9 protein-coding genes are annotated in these 24,836 nt (G+C 27.4%); 7 read left to right on the top strand and 2 right to left on the bottom strand.

Annotated elements, in window-relative coordinates; all coding sequences use genetic code 4:
- Positions 1–306: 306 nt before the first annotated feature.
- On the top strand, positions 307–12,726 hold the full coding sequence (locus ACXYRR_RS01375; RefSeq protein WP_458597434.1) for a beta-N-acetylglucosaminidase domain-containing protein: 12,420 nt from the start codon (positions 307–309) through the stop codon (positions 12,724–12,726).
- A gap of 32 nt (positions 12,727–12,758) precedes the next feature.
- Here the strand turns inward: ACXYRR_RS01375 and ACXYRR_RS01370 are convergent, their stop codons facing one another.
- Entirely contained in the window at positions 12,759–15,086 is a 2,328-nt protein-coding gene (locus ACXYRR_RS01370) for an HsdM family class I SAM-dependent methyltransferase (protein ID WP_458597432.1), read from the bottom strand.
- A gap of 266 nt (positions 15,087–15,352) precedes the next feature.
- Here ACXYRR_RS01370 and ACXYRR_RS01365 point away from each other — a divergent pair, with 266 nt between their 5' ends.
- The 3 genes from ACXYRR_RS01365 (at position 15,353) to rlmD (ending at position 20,016) form a co-directional block, all read left to right on the top strand.
- A complete protein-coding gene (locus ACXYRR_RS01365) occupies positions 15,353–18,124 on the top strand; it encodes an exonuclease/endonuclease/phosphatase family protein (RefSeq protein WP_458597430.1) in 2,772 nt (923 codons plus the stop codon).
- A gap of 67 nt (positions 18,125–18,191) precedes the next feature.
- Positions 18,192–18,737, top strand: coding sequence for a 16S rRNA (guanine(966)-N(2))-methyltransferase RsmD (gene rsmD / locus ACXYRR_RS01360; RefSeq protein WP_458597428.1), 546 nt, complete (start codon positions 18,192–18,194; stop codon positions 18,735–18,737).
- A complete protein-coding gene (gene rlmD, locus ACXYRR_RS01355; protein ID WP_458597426.1) occupies positions 18,727–20,016 on the top strand; it encodes a 23S rRNA (uracil(1939)-C(5))-methyltransferase RlmD in 1,290 nt (429 codons plus the stop codon). Before rsmD ends, rlmD begins: the two co-directional genes overlap by 11 nt.
- Positions 20,017–20,054: 38 nt before the next feature.
- On the opposite strand, the gene ACXYRR_RS01350 is transcribed toward rlmD, so the two are convergent.
- Positions 20,055–22,385 carry an HsdM family class I SAM-dependent methyltransferase gene (locus ACXYRR_RS01350; RefSeq protein ID WP_458597424.1) on the bottom strand — a complete coding sequence of 777 codons (2,331 nt, stop codon included), beginning with the start codon at positions 22,383–22,385 and terminating at the stop codon, positions 20,055–20,057.
- Between the two features lie 197 nt (positions 22,386–22,582).
- On the opposite strand from ACXYRR_RS01350, the gene rpmG reads away from it, so the two are divergent.
- The 3 genes from rpmG to ACXYRR_RS01335 are packed head-to-tail and all read left to right on the top strand — an operon-like array spanning position 22,583 to position 24,828.
- On the top strand, positions 22,583–22,735 hold the full coding sequence (gene rpmG, locus ACXYRR_RS01345; RefSeq protein ID WP_435128387.1) for a 50S ribosomal protein L33: 153 nt from the start codon (positions 22,583–22,585) through the stop codon (positions 22,733–22,735).
- Between the two features lie 36 nt (positions 22,736–22,771).
- Positions 22,772–23,818, top strand: coding sequence for a M24 family metallopeptidase (locus ACXYRR_RS01340; RefSeq protein WP_458597422.1), 1,047 nt, complete (start codon positions 22,772–22,774; stop codon positions 23,816–23,818).
- Positions 23,818–24,828 carry an alpha/beta fold hydrolase gene (locus tag ACXYRR_RS01335; RefSeq protein WP_458597420.1) on the top strand — a complete coding sequence of 337 codons (1,011 nt, stop codon included), beginning with the start codon at positions 23,818–23,820 and terminating at the stop codon, positions 24,826–24,828. Before ACXYRR_RS01340 ends, ACXYRR_RS01335 begins: the two co-directional genes overlap by 1 nt.
- The last annotated feature ends 8 nt before the right edge of the window (positions 24,829–24,836 follow it).

Genomic DNA, 24,836 nt, shown 5'->3' with positions numbered 1-24,836 from the left:
ATTTAAAATGAAGAAATTTAATATTAATTCATCAATAAAAAAAGTAAAAAATACAAGAATATTTAACTGGTTTTTTTATGATAAAAATAAATATATTTTTGTATATATAAATGTTGATATTTTTTTCATAAAAAATTATTTTTTTTATTTTTATTATAAATAAATTAAGAAATTGTGATATATAAATTTAAATTATTATATAATATTACATATTATATACAATGAAAATTTTGAAAATAATTAAACACCTTAATTTAACCAAGAAAATAATTTTGGTGTTTTAATTATCTAACATAGAGGTAATTTATGCGATTAAAGAAATATAAACTTGTTTTAACAGCAACAGCTGCTGCGGCAGTAGGATTAACTGTATCTACTGCTAGTGCAACAAATCAACAACCAAATAATTCAAGCAATCATAAAATATATCAAATTTTTCCAACTGTTAAATCTATAACATATGTAGATAATAAAAAATATTTATTATCTAAAGAAGTTAATTTAGTTTTTGAAAAAGGAATTGATGAAGCAGTTAAATCAAGAATTAAAGAAGCTTTACAATTAAGAAATTTAACTGTTACTGAAAGTCGTTCGTTTAAAGATAGTGATGGTAAAACAAACATTTTAATTGGAACAACCGACAACACCGATACATATATTGATAAAAAAGCAAGTTTATTAGGGCTTGATTTTAACGCATCTTTAAAATCACATAATGATTCATATATTTTATCTTCAAAACGTAATTACATTACTTTGTTAGCAAAAAATAACACAGCAGCATTTTATGGTGCCACAACTTTTTGACATATTCTTAATCAACTTGATGGTGATCAAATTGAAACATTTAATATTCAAGATTATTCAGATGTAAAACTTCGTGGAGTGTTTAGTTATAATAACGGGACACCATGAGATTTAAATGCAAAAATAGATTTTATGAAATGAGGAAGTTATTATAAACTTAACTCATATCTATACTTTGATAAAGATGATCAAAAAACAAAAGATCAATGAAAAACAGAATATACATCTGATGAACTTACAAATAAATTTTCAAAGTTAATCCAAGAATCCAAGAAAACTAAAATAAATTTAGTTTATATGCTTGATCCTTTTGATTCAAATGATAAAATTACAGTTGCAAACTACGATGAAAGTTTATTAAAGATAAAAACTAAATTTGAACAACTTATTACAGCAGGGATAAGAAAATTTGGTTTATTTGCAGAAAATCAATCCTTTTCTGAAAATACTTCGCAACAAGTGACATATGAAACAAAAATACTAAATGATTTAATTATTTGATTAAAAGAAAAACAACAAACTACGAGTGACTTAAGTACTAATTTAATTTATGCACCTGCTAATAGAAATTCTACTATAACATCAAACCCTTATGCTAATTTTCCGTCAGAAGTTGAAATAATTAATTCAGCAACTGGCGCTTATGCAGGGGTACATAATACATCTTTAACAACATTTAAAACTACAACCAACAAAACCCCTGTTGCATGAGTTAATTGACCAAATAATTCAGATGCACCTGCACAACTGATATTAGGTGGTTATAAAGAATTTTTTGGAACTGATGTAACAGCAGACAACTTGCAAGGTGTATTAATTAATCCGATGCAACAAGCACAAGCATCAAAAATTTCTGCATTTGCTGCTGCGAATTTTGGATGAAAGATCTGAAGAAATGATACTGAAATAAATAATATTTATCAAGCAGCATTTTCTAATGCACTTAATAAAAGCAATATTTTTGATATTGAAACTCAATCATATTTAAAACTTTCTAAACATATTAAAAAACCAGATATTAGTAATTATCCAAGTATCAATGAATCCGAAGAAATCCAAACTAAAATAGATGCTTTTAAAACAAATTTAGCATCGAATCATTTTGATAAAACAAAAGCAGAAGCATTGATTACAGATTTTCATGATCTTGAAAAAGCAGCAAGTATTCTTAAAACATCACAAAATGCTGAATTTAGCAAGGAAATGTCGGTTTATCTTGATACATTTATAAATCTTTCACAAACAGCAAAAGTTCTTCTTTTATCTGTGATTAAAAAACAAGAAAATAGCAGCAAAGACTTTATCAGTTATTATAATCGTGGAATAGAATTACTTAATGAGTTGAAAACTACTCATAAAATTACTTATAACGGACAATCATATGATGCTATTGTGGGTAGTCAACATTTGATGCCTTTTTTAGAATGATTAGTTTCTTGATTGAAACCAAGAATTGAATCATCACTTTTTATCCCGCCTATAAAATTGACACAAACATTTATAACTAATTTACAACGTCAAGATAGCCTGGGTAAAGGTGGAACCGATACAGTCTTTTATAAAGGAAACCCGTATCAAGTTATTTTAAAAAATAGTAGTGGGCAATTGCGTCAAAATGATTATTTTGGTGTTGAATTTAATCAACCAATCACCCTTAAATCATTACAAGTGAAATATTTAGGACTGCGTGAAGATTACTTTATAAATGCAAAAGTTCAATATCAAACATCAACAAATAGCAGTTGAACCGATGTAAATGGTTGAAATGTAAATGTTACATCTGCAAATCAATATAATCCAATTGTTTTAAATAATCAAAATATAGCAAATGTAACAAAAGTAAGATTAATAAGTAATGATACTACTCCTAGACAAAAATGAGTTCGTTTACAAGAATTCGTTATTAATTCAGGTGAATTAACATCAAATAAAACATGAGAAAGATATTCACATGTTAGTTATAATGCTGATAATACTACTAATTTAATGTATCTTGTTTATCAAAACAAAAGCACTGATAAAATGTTTGATGATTTAGATTCAACAGGTGCTGCATTTACCAAGGTGGTTCAAGGTAAACAAGGAAGCAGTGATGTTAATGTTGGTGCAAACATTCCAAGGGATGCTACAGTAGGTTTTAGTTTAGATAAAAAGCAATGAGTTTCACATATTTATATCAACCAATCATTCGATTCTGCAACTGATTTACCACAAGATGCAATCATCGAATATAAAGATGAAGATGAAAAAGATACCAGCAGACAATGAAAACAATTTGGTTCAACTCATTTAAAATGAGGTGAAAATTCAACAGTTGTAACAGGATATGCACATGCAAAAGATTTTAGAATTAAAAACACATCAGAGGTTCAGCATTGATGACGTATAGATGAAATAAGAGTATTTTTAACTAATAATGATAGATACAACTATACTACTGCTGATATTAATCGTTTGTTAATACACGATAATAAAGGTCCTAATTTAATGTTTGATGGTGATGATCACACATTCGCTTGATTAAAAGCGACATCAACAGGTGGTTCATTAAGTCAAAATGATGGTTTTGATATTAATTTTTCAAATCCAAAAAATCTTAAATCAATTCGTCTGTTATATAAATATGTCAATGATCAAAATCCAGGAGCAGGAGATCGCACCAGCCAAATAAGTATAGAAAAGAAAATCAATAATGTTTATATTCCTTGAAAAACATATGATTTATCTGGTGATGATATTACAATTAATATTTCAAAAGCAGATAATTTTGGAACCGTTACAGGACTTCGTTTAAGAACCTTAAAAGCAGAAAATTTTGGATTTAATATTAATACCATTGCATTCACAGAAAATAAACAAGACAGTACTGATTATGTTTATAGTGAAAATGCAGCAGTTAATGATTTGCTTGCTAAATATGATGGATACGATACATTTGAGTTATACCATCAAAAAAGTCCTGAAGAAAAGCAAGATATTACCTTAAAAGCAAACGAGAGAATCGGTTTAGATTTAAGTAAAATTCAAAATATTCAGACATTTAATAAAGAATATGACAATTCAACCGCTAATTCTAATGCATTAAAATTACAATATTCTGATAATGGTTATGAATGAGTTGATGCTGCATCAGATACTATTGCTGCAAACACTAAAGCCCGCTATATTGCTTTATTTAACTCAGGAAGTTCGGATTTAACTTTAAGTTTTAAAAAGATAACTGTTACAGTAGAAAACCTTGCTTTAAATCCAAAATTTGATTCAACAGATATCACACAAAATCCACAAACAGAACGAAATAATGAACTAGATGGTTCGGTTTTTACATACGATCAATTTGGTCCAAATATTAATGCAAATAATTATATTATTTACGATTTAGGGCGTCAAACAGACATAAAATCTCTACGTTTATATACTCAAGATGATACATCTGATTATCCAAGGGATATGGATGTGCAAGTTTCATCTGATAAAAGTTCTTGACACACTGTTTTTAGTATTGGAGATACTACTACCGATGCTGATTCAACAACAATATTAAAAAATGTCGCTACTGGTTCTTACGATTCTAAATATGCTGTGAATCCTAAACTTATCAATGACCATCGTTATCCAGGGTTTAAATATTGAGGAAACGATTCGATTTCAAATCAAAAAGCTAGATATATCAAGATTTTAATAAAAGCTAATTATCCAAGCAATAAAAAACTTAAAATCAATGAAATAGTCGTAAATCATAATAAAATCCAACAACCTAACTATACTAGTAACTATTTTTTAGGAACTAAATATGAACCAACCGATGATAGTAAATTAGATTTTCTTCATGATAAGGATTTAAGTACTTATTATCAACCAAAACAAGAAAACGGTGAATTAATTTATACCATCGATGATAAGTCACTTATTAATAAACATTTACGTATTTTAACCATTGAAAGCAATTCGCTTGCAAAGGTATATTATCGTAAAGAAAATGAAACAAACACCTTCCATCTCTTAGGAACATTAACTAACAACCTTAATGAATTTATCCTACCTCAAAATCAAAAAGTTGTGCAAATTAAAATTGCTTGAGAAACTAAAAGACCTAAGATACTAGAAGTTTATGACTTTGATCCAGTGCAAGTTGCATCGGTATCTACAGATAAAACAGCTTTACAAAATGAAGTTAATAAAGTTGATCCGAGTGATTATAATTTATGAACTGAAGCATCTAGAAATGAATTTTTACATTGAAAAACTACTGCTACTAATGCTTTAAAACAAATTACCGAAGCAAATCAAAGTAAAGATCAATCATATACACAAGCAAGTTTAGATGCTATTAAAGATGCATTAATTTATGCAAGAGATCACTATAATAAAAAGGTTGATCTTACTTTAGTGCAACACGAAATTACCAATAAAGCATTAAATAACCCGATTGTATATACATCTGAATCATATCAAGAATATGAAAATAAAATATCAAGTGTGCAAAGTCAAATTACACACCCAGAAAATCTAAGTCAACACCAAGTTGATGCATTTTATCGTGATATTTTAAATAAAAAAGCAGCATTAATAAAACAAACTTGATTAACTGATTTGAATAAACAAAATGAATTGATAAAGAAGATTAAAGAAGAATTGGCAAAATTAGAAGATATCCCTGAGTTAGTTAAGTTACATAATAAATTTGATGAATTTGCAGATACAAATGTCTTACAATCTTTATATAATGAAATTAATGCTCAATATACAAGAGAAAATAATCAGAAGACACAACTAAAACAACAAATTGAACATAATAAAACATTATTTGAAGATCCTGAACATATTAATACATTAACTGAAAAATTACCTAAAACAACTTTATTATATAGTCTACAGCATCTTAAAACTCAATCTGATGAGATGTTAGCTCAAGAACAGAGAGAAAAAACTGATTTACAAACACAAATAAAAGATCTTTTAAGTCATTTTTATGATAGCGAAAACTCAAAACCATTATCAGAAGAATTAAAAACAACAACTAATTTAGTGCAACTTCGCTCTTTGAAAACCAAAGTAGAGCAGCAAAAACAAATCGATGAACAAGAAAATAATTTAAGAACTTTAATCAGACAAAATATTACTAACCTAGAAGATTTTTCAAATTTAATTTTATATAATGAAAAAACCTTAAAGAAAACTCGTGGTGTGTCGGCACTTGAAAAAATGTATACTAATTCATCTGCTGCTGTAAATAATGAAAGTCATTTAAAACAAGAGTTAAAAGTTCAAATAGATGAAAAAATTATACAACTTACCAAACAAGAAAACATTACTTTATATACTGATAAATTTAATAAGTTAAAAACCACTGATAACCTTAACTTCTTTATCGGATTAGAAAAGAAAATTCAAGAAACTATTGAACAAGAACAAAAAGAAAAGCTAAAAGCACAAATTAATGCTGTTTTAACAAATTTAGAACTAGAAACTCATAAAAATGAAATTAATACAGGCTTAACTAGTTCAGATACTGTTGCAGCACTAGAGCAATTATTACAAAAAGCTAATGAATTTAAAACTAGTGAAGATAATCAAAAAGCTCAACTTCGTTCAGATATAACTCATACAGCAGGTTTATTGGAAATTCAAAATAACCAAGATACCATTAATAATTCTTTACCTACTTCACAAACAATTGCACAATTGCAAAGTTTAAAAATACAAGCTGATAATCTAAAAGCACAAGAAGATGCTAAAAAAGTAGCATTAAATACTGAATTAGATAATTTAGTTTCAAGATTACAACTTGATAATCATATCAATCCTATTACTAATCAAAGACAAAATGCAACTATTCCTACATTAGAAACACTAAAACAAACTGCTGAACAATATCTTCGTGACGAAGAGCAACAAACTCAACAATTAAAAAATGATATTAATGTTTTAATTGATCAATTAGGAAAAGATTCAAACAAGGAATTAATTAGAAATAATTTATCATCTACTTCTCAAATTAATGCTCTTGAAAACTTGAAAACACAAGCAGAAAATTTAGTTAATACAGAAAAAACTGAATTAAGAAACCAAATTAATTCAACACTTGCATTATTAGAATTACAAAATCATAAATCAGATGTTCAAAATGAATTGAATAATGCTGATTTATCTGTTGCTCAGTTAACTGCATTAAAAAACAAAGCACAAGGATTTTTAAATAATGAAAATCTACAAAAAGCACTTTTAACTAATCAAATTCAAGCAATTAAATCTAAATTAGAGCAAACAAACCATATCCAAGAAGTTGATAATGATTTAAATTCATCACATACTATTAATTCTTTAGAAACACTTAAAACTAAGATAAATAACTTTAAACAAGAAGAAGATAATCTAAAATTCGATTTAAAGAAACAAATTCTTAATGCAATCACTAAATTAACTTACCCAGAAAATCAAAGTAATTTTCAAAATAAACTTAATACCACTAGCAGCATTGCTAATTTACAAACTTTATTAAATGATGTAAATTCTGCTGTTGCAACTGAAGCTGAAGAACTCGCTTTAAAAGCACAAATTAAGCAAGTTGTAGCGACTTTAGAAGATCCGACAAACAAAAATCAAAGCAAATATCAAAATAAAGCAATCGATGATCTACGCGGCAGATCAACAATTGAAAGTATTTTACAGCAAGCACAAGAAGCGAAAGCTTCCGAAATACATCGTCGCGATCAAGCAAATAATAATATTAAAAAACTACTTGCTAATATGCATAATCGAAAGATTGCTGATGAGCAAGAAGCAAAATATCATCCGATAACTGATTTATTAAAACTCGAAGAATTTAATAACCAATTAATTGAAATTGCAGATGAAGATCAAAAACGTTATGATATTACACAACTACTTAATTCGCTTCAAGATTATAATAATGTTGTCAAATATAATGACAAGTTATTAGCAGCAACTCAAAAAGTCGGACTTGATCAATTAAAAATAAAAGTTCAAGCTGCAGTGGATAGCGAAGAAAATGCTCGTGCCACATACACTTCTACAAAACTTCCTAACTTACTAGCACAAATTCAAGATGTAAATAAACATTCTTATTTAGATGCTAAGTTGCAAAAACTTAAGAATTTATATAATACCAAGAATTTAAATGTTAACTCTGTTTATGCATTAGAATCAGAGATGAATGATCAAATAGCAGCAGAAAATCACGAAAAACAAGACACTGAAAACAAAATAAGAAGCATTCTTTCAAAATTAGAGAAATCTGAAAATCAAAGCTTTGTTAATGAGTTTTTAAATAATTTATCAAGCAAAAACTTAAATGATTATCGCAATTTTTTACCTCAGGTAGAAGCTCGCTTAGATGCTGAAAATGCCGAAAAAGCACAACTTCGTAGCGAAATAGAGCAAAGTGTATCGCAACTTGATTTATCAGAGCATCAATTACAAGTTAATAATATGTATAATCAAAATAGCACAATTGAACAACTTAATAATGCTAAAAATCAAGCACAACTTCTAATAAATAAAGAAACACAAGAAAAATCTGAATTGAGAGCAGAGATTGCTAAACTTAAAAATCAACTTGAAGATCCTGAAAATCAAAATCAAGTTGATACTGATTTAGCAAACACATCTAATAATTTAATTAAATTAAGAGAAACCAAAAGTGCTACTGAACAAAGAATAAAAGATGAGACATTCGAAAAGAATTCATTAACAAACCAAATTGATCAGTTATATAACAAGTTAGAATTAGATAATAACCGTCAAGAAATAGAAAACAAAAAAACAACTGATACAAAACTTCCACACATGCGTGTTTTAAGAGAAAGAGCACAAGAACTTTTAGATCAAGAACACGCTAAAAAAGAACAATTAAAGCAAGAAATAAAAGATAAAATTAATCATTTAATGTATCCTGATAATCAATTATCAAATCGTGCATCATTAGCAAATTCAAACACCATTGCTGAATTAGAAAAACTAAGCAAACATATTGATGCAGTTAAGGCAGAAGAAGAACGACTTGAATCGGTGCGTGCAAAAGCACTAGAAGAGGCAAAAAAACTTGAGGACCCGATTAATCGTTCATTGTTAAGTGATGATTTTATTAAAACTACACAGCCAAAAGATCTCGATGAGTTATTTGTTAATGTTAAATCACAAGTTGCAAAAGAAGAACAAGAAAAAGAGCGGCTAAAAGCAAAGATTAAAGAAGATTATGATAAATTAACAAATGCAACAGAAAAGCAAAAGTTGAAAGCTAAAATGGATTCGGCTAAAAAACTTGTTGAATTGCGTAATTTAGACAAAGAAGTTTATGCACAATTTGCTGAAGAAACATTACAACAACACTTAATTTCTGAAATTAAAACAATTGAAGTTCCAAAACTTAATGATCAAAATACTATAAATAGCATTTATGATCAATTAAACGAATATAAAAATTCAACTAGTTTGAAAATACTCTTAGATCAAGTTAAACAGGAAATAAAAGAAGAAGCAGCACAAAAAGAAGCTCTTAAAAAAGAATTAGAAGAAAAAATAAAGAAATTACAAGATAAAAACAATTTAGATACTTATAAACACCAATTTGATTATGCTAAGAAAACAAATAATTTAAACGATTTTAGAGCATTAAAAACTGATCTTGATCAAGCATTGCAACAAGAAGAACAAATGCGTCAGCAGTTATCAAATAATATTGATACACTTGCTAACCAACTTGAAGATGCAACTAATAAAACGACTATAACAACCAAAAAACCCAATGTTACATCTGATTTAAATAAATTGCGTGAATTAAATAACGAAGCACAAAATTTAATTAAAAAAGAAGATGAAGAAAAGGATAAGTTACACAAGGAAATAATAGACGAGTTGTTAAAATTCTATGATTTTAATAATGCGATTAATTTAGCATTAAAACGTAAGAATACAACTGAGTTAAATGCTTTAAGAGCATTGAAAACCCAGGTAGATAATGCTAAAGCAGAAGATCAAAAAGAGTATGATTTAAGAGAAAAAATCAAAAAGATTGTTGAATCACTAGAAGACTTTGATCATATTAGTAAATATAATATGGATGTTTTATCGCGAACAAACGGACAAAGCAACTTACAACAATTATTAAATAAAGTAACAGCAGCTCAAACTAAGGAGAATTCAGAAAAAGAAAAATATAAAAATAACATAAAGACTAATTTAACAAAATTAGAAGATCCTGATAATATCAAGAGCTTCAATGATTTAAATACAAAAGTTGAAAAAAATCCTAATTTAAATAGTTATTTTGGTTTAGATTATAAAATAGATCAAGCATTAAAAACTGAAGAGACTGAAAGAAAACAGTTGAAAGCAAAAATTAATGAGATTTTAGCAAAATTGCAAGATCAAGGTAATATCAAGAAAGTTAAAGATAAATTGCAAACTGCTACCACTTTAACCCAACTTCGTGAATTATTAAAAGAAACAGATAATATGTATGCTGAAGAAACACATGAAAAACAAAAACTTCAAGATCACATTGAAACTGTATTAAGTAAGTTAAGATTATTTGATCAAATTGCTACATTAAACACTGAATATCGCAGCATTAAAAACTCTAAGGAATTAAATGATTTAAGATCGTTTAAAACCAAAATTGATGCTGAATCAGCAGTTGAAGAAAGTGAATTTAGCAAGTTATTTGGACAAACAGCAGACAAAATTGCTAAATTGCACGATTTTGACACCTTTATCAAATGAGCTCATAAATTAAATCAAAATACACATATTGATTCGTTGCATGCTCTTAATGATGCATTAGTTGATGTTATCAACGAAGATACAATTAAGTTTAACATCCGTGAAGAAATTAAAGAAAAATTACCACACTTAGAAGAAGCGCAGCATATTATTAAATTAAATGCTAAACGATTGTTTACAACTACCAGTAAGAGAGATTTACAAAATTTCTTAGATGAATTAAATATAGCACTTGCACAGGAAGCAGCAGAAAAAGCAAGAATTAAAGCACAGATTGATTCACAATTAGCAAAGCTAGAAGATTCGCAAAATATACAAACATATACAGAAAAATATGCTAATTCGCAAAACAGCGATTTACTCATAAATTACACTCCACTTAGTGCTAAACTTTCTGATATTTTAAAACAAGAAGAACAAGAAAGAGAGCAATTACGAATTAAAATTACATCATTATATCCACAATTAGAAGACTTTAATCATATAGTTGTTTATAATGAAAACAATTTATTGAAACTAACTAATTTAAATGATTTAAGAGAGTATTATACAGATACCTCTAATGCTTTACAAAGTGAAAAACAACGAAAAACAGAATTAAAAACCTTAATTGAAAATAAACTAAGAGGTTTAGAAGATAACTATAACATTATTTTATATAACAAAAAATACCATCACAGCAACCAAATCAATCAACTTAACTACTATGAAGCATTGTATGCAAAAATTTCTGAAGTATATGATTCTGAACACAGTGAAGTTCGTTTGTTAAAAGAACAAATCAGTGATTTATTAAATTCATTAGAAGACTTTGAGCATATTTTTACCTATAATACCAAGAATTTCGCTAACATCGATAATCTAGAAGATCTAAGAGTTTATAAAGCAAAAGTTGCAGCAGCAAAACATAGTGAAGATGTGCAAAAGGAAAATCTAAGAAAACAAATTGCTGCTAAGGTTGCTTTATTAGAAGAACCAAAAAACATCAAAATATATTCTGATAAGTTTTATAAAACAACAAATTTAAATTCTTTAATCGCTTTAAGTGATAAATTAGATGAAATATTAAGCAAAGAATCGGTTGAAAAGACAAAATTACAAACTCAGATTCATAACTATATGCCACTTTTAGAAAACCTTGATCACATCAGTTTATATAATGAAGTAAGTCTTTTGAAAGCAAACAGCATACCAAAATTAAGAGTATTCTTAGCAGATGTTACAGATGCATATACATCCGAATCAGAACGTAAAGAATCGTTAAAAGAATTAATCCCAAATATGCTAAAAAAACTTACTACACCTGCATATATTAAAACATATACAAGTTTATATAATAAAATCGAGAATTTAAATGACTATGAAGCTTTATATCGTTTGCTTAACATCGCTCTAAGCATCGAATCCGATGAAATAATTTCATTAACAAATCAAATAAAATCAACTGTTAAACAACTTGAGCAACCACAAAATATTGTTAAATATGATAATAATGAATATGTAGAAATTAAAAATGTCATCGATTTAAGAAAATATAAAAATGAAGTAGTTCAAGCAAAAGCATCAGAAGATAAATTAAAAAATGAATATCGTTCTAAAATCGAAGAAAGTATTAGTAAGTTAAGTGATCAAAAAAACATTGATACATATACAGACAAACTGGATTCAACATCTTATTTAGATTCATACCAAAAGTTATATGATGATGTCTTAGAAACCTTAAAACAAGAAGCAAGTGAAAAATCAGTTTTAAATAAAGCATTAGAAGATGTTGCTGCAAGATTACAAGCAGTTACTCATATTTCTGAATTAAATTCAGTAAAATACGATGCAAATGATTTAAATACATTAAGAGAAAAACTCTCATATGCAAATAATGCATATCAAACAGAAACACAACGTAAATCATACTTACAAACTTTAATAGAAAGCAAGTTTGATAGACTTAAACCAACAAATGAAGTAGCAGCATTAAAAGAACAATTTAATTCAAATGATAATTTAAATGGTTATGAGTTAATTAATAGCAAACTAGATTCATTGATTGATTCTCAATCAATTGTTTCAGCAAAACTAAAACCATATATCCCCCTTGCAAGTATTTTGACCTTAGGACTTATTTGAATTATCATCCTTGTTGTTTTAAGACACAGAAGAAGAAAACAAACTAGCTAATGCTAGTTTATTTTTATTCCTATGATGCAGTGTTATCCACGTACTTTAATGCATTCATCGAATACTTTTATCATTTGTTTTACTTGGTTGATTTCTTCTTTATCAAGTAATTTAAAACGAAAGTCTAATATCCGTTCTTCGATAATATTGGTTTGAATGTGACCAGTAGCAAAAGCTTGAAATTGGATTTGATAACTTTGATCAAATAAAAATTTAAAAAATGAATACCTTACCTTTTCGTCATTGATATAAATTCGATAAAAACCATTTGAGATAATGACATCTGAATTATCCAAATTAAAATAAAAGAATTTATCATATGAACCATATAAATAAGGTAAATAAATGCTGTCTTTGTGACCTATTTGCTTCGCTCTTGAAATATTTTGAATTTGTCATCCACGTAGCTTGTTTGAAAGTGTATATAAACCTTTGCTATGTGTTTGAGCAATCGGGATGTATGAATAAATTTTGCTTTTTATAATTGATTTTTCAAAGTTTTTTGTCTTTTTTTCAATAATTAATCCGTTTTGATTATTTTGTTTATATTCTCGCAGAGAATATAAACTTTTATCATTTAAAATTAAAGAAATTTTTGTGTTTGATAATTCTGGTTTTAACTTTAATGAACTGTCTAAGTCTTGCATATAGGTATATCCGTAATTTATCGAGTGATTAACCTGTGACAATCCAATGATTTTTTCATCATAAGCAAACTGCTGCATTCTTTTTAGAATTTCAGGTAAATCAGTGTTTAAAATTGCTTCATTATTCGCATCTTTTAGAATTTCACCATTTTCATCATTTATTTTATAAATAGGAGGTAAATTTTTTGTATTAAAGTCAAAACCGATGTTTTTGACTACATCTGTAAAAATTTTATAATTGTGTATTCGTTTAGTTTTCTTTACAAATAATACATCAGTTTTTACTCCTGTTTCAGCACCCTTAAATACCCCTTCTGGAAAAGAGATATCTGCTAAGATATGAAAATTATCAATTAAGTATTTTCTGATATAACTTTGTTGTTGATTATTTAAATAACCACTAGGCAGCACAATTGCTAAAATTCCATTCTCCTTAAGCAGATTCATTGCTCTTTCGATAAATAAAACCCCTAATTGTCCGTTACAATGTTCATTAAGTTTGTAATGTTTTAGAATACTTTGATTCCCCATAAATTTAACTTTGCTACCAAAAGGTGGATTTGTAATGACAAAATCAAAAAAGCTGTTATTTTTATTTCAATTTGCAATGCTATCGATTTGATGAATTTTAGTTCTACCATCACCGTTTAATACCATATTAAAGAATGCAACAGAACAAGCGTCTTTTGAAATATCTCAATAATATAAATTGTCTTTCATATCTTTATAATCTGGATTATTTTTGTATTTTTGGATAACCCCAGTTAAAAAATCTGCACTACCACCAGCTGGATCAATGACAGCTTGATAGGGTTTAATATCTAAAATATTAACTATAAAATCAATTATAGCAACAGGTGTATAATATTGTGCCATATTAATTTTATCTAAAATTTTTGAACTAAACTTCATAAAGAAATCTTGTGGTACGCTGGATTTACTTTTAATAAATGAATATGGTTGTAAAAGTTTTATTACTTTTTGCAAGTCATCATATTTAAAAATAAGTTCTTTTTGTACTTGCTGTCCTTGCACAAAATTTCTTTGATAATAATCATATGCATCTGCTCATAATTTTTCAAATACTGCAATATTTGTAGTTAATGCAGTAAATTTTAAATCATGTTTATGAAATTGTTCATCATAATATTTCGCTAATATCACCTGAAAAAGACCTTTATATCGTTCATTTTTTCCATAACCAAGTGAATGAATAATCAAATCTAACTCATCAAATAACACTTTTGCATTTTGTATTGGGACTAATTCATCAAATTTAAATAAAGCAGTTTTAAACTCTTCGCCATAATTAGGTAGCATTGATAAATTGTATTCATTGCCTTTATAAAAAAGTTTTTGATGACTACCATTATAAAAAATACCGTATTTGGCTTTCTTTAGATCTATTGCAGTTTGCAACTGATATAAGATTGCTTCTTTTATTTCTTTTTCACTGATATCATCTCTTTTAACTTCTGCTACTAATAAATATGAATCACCATCCTTAATCGCTAAATCAATTAGTTTTGGATGTGAACCTTTGCTACCTACTTGCATTTTTTCTTCTAAGTATATAGCATCTTTGTTATAATTTTTTGAAAGCAATATGTTTATTAAATCAATTCTTAATTTTTCTTCAGTTGATGTTTTACCATCTTTTGCTTTTTCATTGATATTTAATTGACCTCGGATTGGACATATTAATTTAGACATTTTTCTCCTATATTTAAATATTACTATAATAAATTGTATTTATAAATTTATTAGTTACTTTATTGAAATTTTTGCAATTTTTGTTTTATAAATGTAATAGATAAAACAAAAAAGCAGTGATTTGTCATTAAAAATCTTATAAATGGGAATTTTATTCCATATAAATGAAAACTATGTTATCAAAAATACAATTTTTGCAAAAAGTGATGTGATTTGTTAAAGTTTTAGTTATAAAAATTTATAATTATTATGATAAAGGAGTTGTAATGTCAAAGTATAAAAAATGATGATTTTCTGCTGTTATTTTAGCTTCTACATCGGTTGTAGTTGCTGTCGCTTGCAATGGTGAAAATAGCACTCAAAAAAGTGATGGATTTGATAAATCCACACCTAATAAAGATAAAAATCCTAATAAAGGTAGTACATCACCTGTTATAAATCCAAAAGAGCAATCAAAACCCCCTACTTCAACAAATCCAAGTGAAACTAATCCGATTAAAAATACACCACAGCAATCTAATCCAACTAAACCTACTAACAATCCAGAAGATGGTAAACTATCAGAAGATAAAAAAAAGGAGAAGTCACCTGAAAAAACAGATCAATTTGGAGAGAATAATAATCAACAAAAACAAGAAGATACAAAACCTATTGATAAATGGGCAAAAGATAATGCAAACAATCTTTTTAAACTCGTCTCAGTTGATAATCTTAAAGAATTAATTTCAAAGAATGAAAAACTTTTTTATAACTACGAAACAAGAAAATTAGTTAAACAACCAGTTGAAACAAAATATTTGAAAGTGAAAGAACTAGGCAGTGATTCAATTTTTGATGTTTTTAGTTTAAAAACCGATTCAGAATATCAGCCTGCAAATGCAAATGAACCAACAACAAATAATGGAACTAAAACATTTATCAATGGACAAATATATTATGTGATAAAAGGTAATGTTATTGCATTTTCTTATAAAATTGCACAATATATACCTAAACAAGAACCAATTATTTCAAATGATATTTATTGATCAAGTTTTAATATTGAAAATGGTCAACAAGTTGATACACCTGATTCGTTGAAACAAGAGCAAATTAATAAATCAGAGCAATTACAAACTATCAGCGAGCCTTTTAAAGTTTATTCTGATAATGCTGATGAATTTATGAATATGTTAGATGATTTAACTTCTGATAATAAACAACTTCCGGATTTAGTATATTCAGATGGTAGTTTTAGCTTTGATAAGCACAACGAAGACTTAGGAGATTATATTACTTTTAATAAAGATGATTATGCTAAATATATAATTGGTTCAGATGCATCAAAACCAACTCATTTTAAGATGAATTGAGATACAGATACCGAAAAAATTACCATAACATATAAAAATAAAAATAATCCAGATAAAATAGAGACTCAAGTTATTAACCTTGATAGTGATGATGAAAATAATCCAGTCGATAATTCAAAACAACAAACTCCTAATAAGCAAAAAGATAATAAGAATCCAGAACAAACAAGTGGAGTGTTTGTTTTAAATGTCAAAGAATTTAACAAAATAGCAGAAAAATATGATAAATCACAAGGTTCAAAATATAAACATAAACTTTATTTGTATAAAGGTAATTTCTTAGGTTTTTTTGGACAATCAAACGAATCAAGCAACCAAATATTGAATTTTAATAAAGGTTTTGATCAAACAAACATTGCTGGTGATCAAAATGATTCAAAATATTTTGCAACATCATTAGATAAAGATAAAAAAACCTTTACAGTAACTTACTTTAACAAAAGAACAAATCAAGAAGAAAGTCAAACATTTACATTAACAACAGATTCAAAAGATGATTATTCTGATAACTCACAAAGAAACTTAAATACTAGTAGCACTAAATTAGATAAAAATCAAACTGTTTTTGTAAGACCACCGTTTGGAGTAAAGTTTGAAATAAAAAATAACACCCAAATGCCACCGATAATAACTGTTTTTGATCACCTTGATTCACCTGGAGCGAAACTTAAAAACTCTAGCAAATATAGCGAATCGTTTGTTAAAACAACATCAGAATTATATAAAAGTCGTTTTAACAATTTGGTAGTTAAAAAGAACGGAGCTCAAGAATTTTCTGAATTTGTTGCTATCCCGCAGTTATTGAATTATTATAAAAACTTAGATAGCAACAATGAATCACTTGTAATTTTTGGAGGAGATACAAATATTGATTCATCCAACTTTAAAGTAGATAAATATTTCTCATCTGATGTTCATCGAGTACTTGTTTCAGATTCACCAAAAAACCCGGATTGATACACATCTTTAAACACAAAAAGTGGTTATGCAAATCCGTATGATAAAATGTATTATTTAAACGGCGAAGATTCATATTATGATACTATTACAACATCTGATGATGCTAATTTAAAATTTAAAGTTGACACTTATAAAGCATTTAAAGAATATATAAAAAATACTAATCAATACGCAGGTTATGATAAAGACAAAAATTTTAATTGAAATATAAGATATAGAATTTCTGATCATGCACCTGTTTTTACAGATGTAAAAGTAAAAAATATTACAGTAAATACAGCAAAATCAACTGATTCAAATTATCCAAAACCAGCAAATACTATAAGAATAGCACACTGAAATATCGAAAATTATGGTAAAAAAACTACTGATTACAAAAGTACTGCTGACTTTAAAATAGATGCTATTGCCACCTTGATTAAAAAAGTTGGTTTTGATGTTATAGGTTTAACTGAAATAAACGATAAACAAGGAAATTCGGTTAACTACATCTTAGATGAGTTAAATAAAAATGGAGGTAATTATAAATTAATTTTACAACCCCGTGAACAAACATTGTGACAGGACACAAAATATGCTTTTTTTCAAGGTGGAGCAACTGAGCAAATTGCTATTATATATAATGCGAATGTATTACAGCCAACAAATTTTACTAAAACAAATCAAAATAGTGCTTCATTTCGTGAAAGCATAAATTTATACGGAGAAGTGATACCTAAAAATTAATATTCAACATTTTTCAAGTTTTAAATTATGATAAAATAACTATAATGTAGTTATTTTTGGAGGGGTAATGTTACGGATAATAAGTGGTTTATATCGTAGTAGAAAGATTAGTCAGCCTGATTTAAAAGATACAAGGCCTACAACAGATAAAGTTCGTGAGGCCGTTTTTGCTTCATTGCAGTTTAAAATAGAAAATAAAAGTTTTTTAGATCTTTTTTCTGGTTCGGGTGCGATTGCGATAGAAGCATTAAGTAGGGGTGCTTTGAAAGTATATGCAGTGGAAAAAAATATAAAGGTCTTTAGAGTGCTACAAGAAAATTTGCAGAGTCTAAAAATAGATACAATTAATGCTGTAGCATCGGATGCTTTGAATTTTTTGCAAGGTAATACAATGAAATTTGACTTCATCTATCTTGATGCTCCATATTTAGATTACAAATTACTTAATGATACTTTGCAATTAATTTCACAAGCAAAAACATTAAATATTGATGGAGAAATAATTATTGAAACAAATAAAGTTTCTGAAGTAGTTATTCCAGATGACTTTATAGTTTATAAAAGCAAAAGATATGGAAAGGTAGATATTTTATATCTTGCTTATGCTCAATAAAATCATCACAGTTACTTGTACAGAGTTAAGTTATCAAGGATTAGGTGTATGTCGCGAGCATGCTAAACCTATTTTTGTGCATGATCTTTTTGTCGGTGAAAAGGCGAAAGTTCAAATTTATAAAGAAACTACTAAATTTGCTTTTGCAAAAGTGGTTGAATTAATCACTAAATCTGAACATCGTGATAAATCATATTCTTGCATCAACAGTGCTCCTCTGATTAATTTAGCATATAACCAACAAGTTGCTTTTAAAGAGAATTATCTTAAATCACATCTGATTCGTAATTTAAATATTAACGAATCAGTAATTGATACATTTGAACCAGCAATCCAACAAACTCATTACCGTAACAAAATTAAGGTTCCGTTAAAGTTGATTGATAATATTTTGTATTATGGAGAATATGACAGTAATTCGAATAATATTATAGTAACTAATGATATAAAAATCCAAAATAATGTTTCTTTAAATGAAACATTAGATAAAATAATTAATGCATTAAATCAATATTCACAAAAAAGTCGTCGTTATAAAGTTTTAGAAGCATTTCGAGAAATAACTTTAAGAATAAATCATATAAACGAAGCGCAAGTGTTATTCAATCTTTCTAATGAACAAAATGTTTATAGTGAAATAATCAATACTTTAAAATCTATTGAAAATATTATTCAATTGTATTTTTATCAAAATCAAAAATTAAAATTAATTTTTGAGAAAAAACCTTTTTCAATTTTGATAAATAAAAAATCCTTTGATGTGCATATAAATTCGTTTTTTCAAATAAATATTGAGATGGCTACCAAAATTTTTAATGATATGCATAAAAAAGTATCAGAAAACTTTAAACGAAATTTCATCGATTTATATTGTGGTGTTGGAATTATCTCACAATTAGTTGCTTATAAAAGACATAAAATCTTAGGTGTAGATATTTCAAGAGAAGCAATTGCTGCAGCAAAAGATAATGCATATGTAAATGGATTTAGATCGGCTAAATATATAAATGGCGATGTTTATCAAGTTATAGATTTGTATAATTTAGATATTAATGATACTATTGTCGTTTTAGACCCACCCAGAGCTGGTTTAGATGCAAAATTGACCAAATGATTGAATAATATAAATTCATTTATTTATATGTCATGTGAACCAAGAAGTTTTATACGTGATTTACAAAACTTACAACAACAAGGTTTTAAAATTAATTACATCAAAGGTTATGATATGTTTCCAAACACCCCACATTTTGAAATAGTCGCTTATCTTAGTAAGTAAACAAAGCAAGTAGACGGAAGCACTACTACTTGCTTTTTTTACTTAAAGATTTTTAAAGATGAAATGTAATCATTCATATAATCGATATCCAATTGATTATAAGAATTAACGGGTAGTTTAATTTCTACATTCGGAATTTCACTTCGTAAGGTTCGACCATGGCCGATTGATTTAAAGAGTCTTTCACTGATAACGGTAGCAAGGTAAAACTTAGCTAATGGTTTATTATCAAATTCAGATTTGTATTTAGGAACAATATCACAAATATTCACAAAAGAAGTGGCACCAAATTCGAAATCACAATAATAGGTTTTCCCACCACCACCATCTCCTCCGTTAATGATGCAAATTTTATCACTGAATGTCTGAGATACTTTTTCTTTTATAAGTAAACCACCAATACCGTTATTGTCTTTTTTTGCTACTATTATTGGGATTCCGTTCTCATATTTATTTTCTAATTTACGATCAATTGATTTCTTTTGCATTCCTTTTGAAATAAATTCAATTACATCAGATATTTTAAAATATTTAAATTTAATATTTTGATATTTTTGCATATCTACAGGTGAGAAAATTAATTTATTACTGATGCCGCATAAAATTTTGGCAGATAAATTTTCTCTTATATATTTTATAAAAGTGTTTTTATTTACTTCAAAAGGGCGATTTGTTGTAAATTTTTCAAATGCAAGTTCTTCATCATATTTTAAATTTTGCATTACAGCTTGAAATTCTGTGTATTTACCCTTAAGAACTTCTTTAAGTCTTGCTACTTTTTCTTCATATAATTTAGTTTTCAATCGTTTTTCATTAGTATAGATAAATCCATCATTAGTAAAATCTACTAACAAAATATCTTGATTATGTCAGTGTGCTAATAATGCATCTGCATTTTGTCTTAGTGCATCTATTTTCTTGAGTGTTCGTGAATCATATTTTTTTAAAACTATCACTGATGTATTGACACCTGCATTAGGTTGAAATAAATCCCTAGGAAGTGAAATAATTTGTGTAATTTTAGACATTTCAAATATTTTTTTGAGATATGCAACATTTTTTGCATCTCTACCGTTTAGGTTTGTTTTAGGTATAATACATGCAATTAACCCATCTGGTTTTAAATATTTTAAAGTTGTATATAAAAACTTTAATTCATTATCACTTTGACTAAAGGGTGGATTCATTAAAACCTTAGAATACTCATATTTTAATCTTTCAAGTCTTTTAAAGCAGTCATCTTGATAAATTCGCGAACTTCCATCACCGTGTAATAGCATATTAATTCCTGCTAATGTCGAATTAAATTCGTCATATTCGATTCCAATGATTCTTTTTTCCTTTACTTCGATGCAAGCTTTATCAATTTGATATTCTTTTTCTTTTGCATTTATATTTGTTTGCTTTAAATAAAAATCATTTATGCTAGAAAACATATTAAACATTGCATTTACTAAAAAGGTACCACTCCCACATGTTGGGTCCATTATAACATCGTTAAATGGATCAACATCAATTAATTCGTACATTATTTGAGCGATGTGATCGGGTGTAAAAACTTCTCCTTTTTCATTTGAATTAGCTGAATTTCATTTACGAAAAACTTTTAAAAAAGCATTCATTATATCGTGGCCTTTATAGTCTTTGTGACTGATATTAATAAGGTTATAAATATTACGAATCGAATCAACTATTTCAATTAAGTCAGAAATTTTAGCCATTTTCAATGTCTTATCATCAAGGTATTTATAGATATTATTTTTCTTTTCTTGTTTTGATATATCTTCAGTAAGTGGAGTATCTTTTAGAGCATCCAAAATACTAGAAAGCAGCAAGCTTGTTGATTCACGATTTAACTTATCATCTCCTTGAAATTTATAACAAAGCATCACAGCACCAATAAACGGGACAGTCATTTGCTTGTTTATTTTTGCATTACGAAAAGAATTTGCAAGTTGCATTGCATAATTACTAATTAAAACTTCATTATTTTCTTTGATATCTTTAAAGTAGGTGTCTTTGTAGTATTTATGGTTTTTTACTTCAGATTCATTATCTAATAATTTTATTTCACCTTTATCATTCTTAATAAAAACATTTAAGTTTATACCGTTATATTGAAAACCGATGGTATTCTTATGTTTTTCAAACTTCATATAGTCATAAATTTGCTTTTCAAATTTTACCCCTTCTGCTTTAGCATCTAAGATAAAAATTACACCATCATAAAAATAATACCCATCTGGTTTTGTTGCTTCATATTTAGCATCAGATGTTTTTTTATAAAGAGGAATGGTACCATCAGTATTATTTTTTAGTCCTAATATATTAGTAAATGCTTCTACAATTTTAAACTCGCTGCGTGCCATAAAACCTCTATAATATTTTGTATTTTAATTCTACCATTTTTTTCTTATTGATTTTAAAACATCTCATAATTTTAAATTATTAACAAATTTATTCACAAACTATGTTTGAAATAGATACTTAGTAAAATATTTGTAAATTTAAGTAAGAAAAAAAATATTTTGGTAAAATAGTAATACTAAATAAATAAAGGAGTTATATGCCAAGAGAAGGTTATACATTAGCATGTACAAAGTGCAAAATGGAAAATTATATTTCAAAGAAAAATAAAAAAACTCATCCTGAAAAAGTAGAGTTAACAAAACACTGTCATAAATGTAATGCGCATACAGCACATAAAGAAAAGAAATAATGCAGCAATAACTGCGTTTTTTAATTTAGGAGTTTTATGAATCGTAAAAAATTAGATGAAATGTTCGCTAAAACTGGTGTAGAAGTTTTAATTTCTGAAGCACCACAAACAAGACTTTGATATGCCGGAGTTCAAACAACTGATGGATTCATCGCTATTGAAAAAGATAAAGCAACCTTATTTGTTGATGGAAGATATATTGAGTATGCACAAAAAAATGCAAAGAATGTAGAAATTGTTTTAATTAAAGGTGATGCAGTTAAAAATTGATTTGCAGCAAAGAACTTTAAGAAAATAGCACTTGAAAAAGAATATTTAGTAAAACAAGTTCAAGATCAAATTTTATCTTGAGTAAATCCGGATCATATTGAGTGAGTTTCAGCACAACATCTTAGAATATTAAAAGATGATGGAGAAATTGAGTTAATACAAAAAGCTGTAGATATTTCTATGCAGGCACTCAATGAACTTAAAGAGTGAATCAAACCTGGTATGAGTGAAAAAGAAGTTGCTTTTAAACTGAATTATTTATTAAAGTTAAAAGGTGCAGAAAAAGAAGGATTTGAGGAAATTGTCGCAACTGCTGAAGCTTCTGCGGAACCTCATCATCATCCAACTGATAAAAAACTTGTTAATAACAATTTACTAAAAATAGATTTTGGAGCTCAATACAAAGGATATACAGCAGATATTACACGTACCTTTATTTTAGGTGATGAAAAACTAGCAAATCCAAAGCAACTTGAAATCTTAGAAATCGTTAAAGAAGCAGCAGCAGCAGGGAGAAAAGCAGTTCGTCCTGGTATCAAAGCATCACAAATTGATAAAGTATGTCGTGATTTTATAGAAGCAAAAGGTTATGGACAATACTTTGTGCATTCTACTGGACATGGGTTAGGTATTGATGTACATGAGTTTCCTAATGTTTCAAAATTTTCTGATTATGTTTTAGAACCTGGTATGATAATAACAGTTGAACCTGGAATATATATCGAAGGTTTAGGTGGTGCTAGAATTGAGGATGATGTTCTAGTTACAGAAAATGGTTATTATGTCTTTTCTAGACTTAATGAAAATAAATAATGAACCAATGAAATGATAAAAATATCTTAACTTTGAGTGATTCCCTTGATGTTGGAGATGGATATAAATTGTATTATCGTGTTAGTGGAAACCGCTTTAGTGGATATCCTGTAATTATTTTACATGGTGGACCAGGTGCTTTTAATGCAAATCCATATTTAAGAATTTTTGATAAAAGTAAGTTTTATTTAATTTCTTTTGATCAAAGGGGATGTGGTTCTAGCAAACCAAAATGAATTCCTGATTCAAACACGATAGATGATCAAATTGAAGATATTGAGCGAATTAGAAAACATTTTAAGTTAAATAAAGTAACCTTATTTGCAGGAAGTTGGGGGACTACATTAGCATTACTTTATGCTATTAGATACCCAGAAAATGTTGCTTCTATGTTACTGCGTGGAATTTTCTTAGCACGTCAAGAGGACATTGATTTTCTATATGAACCTAATGGAGCGGCAACCTTTTATCCAGAAGCATATAAGAAATTTTATAATGCAGTTGCTAAATATGATGGTGCAAAAGTTTTGGAAAAATACTATAATGCTTGAACTAAAATCTTAAAATCTAAGAACGCAAAAGAAAAAGAGATTAAATTGATTCAAAACTTTTGCGAGTGAGAAGAATCAATTGTTACAATTGAACCACAAGAAAGGTATTTAAGCCGAAAACAAATTCGCCAAGTACCTGTTCTTCAAGAAGAACACAAAGATTTATTTTACAATCAATTACATTTCTTTTTAAATAAATCACTTTTACCTTCGGATAATTATATTCTTGAAAATGCACATAAAATAAAAGATATTAGAACATATATTGTGCATGGTCGTCAAGATGTAGATACCAGACCAATAGGTGCATATTTATTAGCTAAAGAACTAAATAATGTTAAATTAACTTTTATTAATGGTGCGGCACATTCAATCAATGAACCTGGTATCAATCATAAGTTAAAAGTATTTGCTGATAATATATATGATTATCTTACAGAAAATCACATCCAAAAATAGATGTGATT

Source organism: Mycoplasma sp. 246B (genome assembly GCF_054353935.1).
The sequence above is the reverse complement of the archived record's forward strand: the minus strand, read 5'-3'. Positions and strand labels throughout refer to the sequence as shown.